A 1,561-nucleotide genomic window follows, 5' to 3' on the forward strand; every position below is an offset into this window, starting at 1 on the left:
GGACATGGAGGGGGGGGTAACGGTGGCGGCCACGGTGGCAGTGGTGGCGGCGGTCACAGCGGCGGCTCAAGCGGCAGTGGTCATGGTGGAGACAGCGCCGGTAGCGGTCACAGCGGTAGCCACGGCTCGGGACACTCCGGCAGCACGGCTTCGAACTCAGGGCGCAGCGGCACCCATTCCGAACCAGGTGACGATCACGGCGTCCATCGTTCGGGCGATGACAATGGCGTTCACCGTTCTGGTGATGACAATGGTGTACACCGCTCAGGTGACGACAACGGCGTGCATCGCTCGGGTGATGACAATGGCGTTCATCGTTCAGGCGAGATCGGCGATAACCACGGTATTCGTCGGGCCGGGGAAGTGGGCGATGATCGCGGCCTGCATGCGGCCGGTGAGCCCGGAGATGACAAACGCATGAACTGACTTGCACTGAACCGTGTAGGAGCAAAGCTTGCTCGCGATGGCGGTGGTCCACTCAACGGTGATGTTGATTGACACATCGTTATCGCGAGCAAGCTTTGCTCCTACAGGGGATCGTGTGAATCTTCAGTATCCAGCCGCTCGCGCAGAAACCCGATCAACGCCTGCACCGGCCGCGACGCCTGGCGATGCTGTGGATACACCGCCGATAACGTCAGTGGCTGCGGTCGAAACTCATCGAGCACCGGCACCAGCCTGCCATCCTGCAGCGCCGAACCGACGATGAATGCAGGCAAATAGGTAATCCCCATCCCGGCAATCGCCGCGTCCCTGAGCAACTCTCCGTTATTGACCCGCATCCGCCCGGTGACATTGACGGCCAGTGGCCTGCCCTGTCCGTTGAATCGCCATTGCACCTGTCGGCCGTGGCCATAGGGCAGGCAATCATGGTTGAGCAAATCTTCAGGTTTGACCGGTGTGCCGCGCTCGGCCAAATAGGCCGGACTGGCGCAATACACCCGCTCGATCGAAGCGATGCGTCGGGCAATGAGCGTCGAATCTTCCAGCGTACCGATGCGCAATGCCAGGTCGTAGCCTTCACCGAGCAGATCAACCGGCCGGTCGCTTAAATCCATTTCTACGGTAACGTCACGATAGCGCTGTAAAAACTCCGGCAGCAGCCAGCCCAGATGCGCCAAGGCAAACGACAGCGGAGCGCTCACGCGGACAGTGCCGCGCGGCTCGGTGGTTTGCCCGGCAATGCCCTGCTCCACTTGCTCGACTTCGGCGAGCAGGCGAAGGGCAGATTCGTAGTAGCTCTGGCCCAGAGGTGTGACGTCCAGGCGCCGGGTCGAGCGATTGAGCAGACGCACGCCAAGGCGTTCTTCGAGCTGCATCAAACGGCGGCTGACGAATTGCTTGGACAGGCCCAACTGATCGGCCGCCGCGGTGAAACTGCCAGAATCCATGACCTGGCAAAAAATACGCATGTCTTCGAACGGGTTCATTGTCACGCCTTGGTTGACGGTCCGGTACTTTATACCAAGGTCAGTCTGCCAACGGCTTTTCTGTAGGAGCGAGCCTGCTCGCTCCTTGTATGTTGACCCTGAGTCCAAAGAGAGAGGTTACGCTCAAGGAC

At 60.6% G+C, this 1,561-nt stretch carries 1 protein-coding gene and 1 pseudogene; one reads left to right on the top strand and one right to left on the bottom strand.

All coding sequences use genetic code 11. The features are described from left to right. Positions 1–426: pseudogene (locus D8U69_RS24725) on the top strand (hypothetical protein); the annotation flags it as partial. 101 nt (positions 427–527) lie between these two features. Here D8U69_RS24725 and D8U69_RS24730 read toward each other — a convergent pair. Continuing rightward, positions 528–1,430: a LysR family transcriptional regulator gene (locus D8U69_RS24730; protein WP_130908364.1), complete on the bottom strand. Its 903-nt coding sequence runs from the start codon at positions 1,428–1,430 to the stop codon at positions 528–530. Positions 1,431–1,561: the final 131 nt, after the last annotated feature.

The organism is Pseudomonas sp. Sample_16, from assembly GCF_004307665.1.
GTDB lineage: Bacteria > Pseudomonadota > Gammaproteobacteria > Pseudomonadales > Pseudomonadaceae > Aquipseudomonas.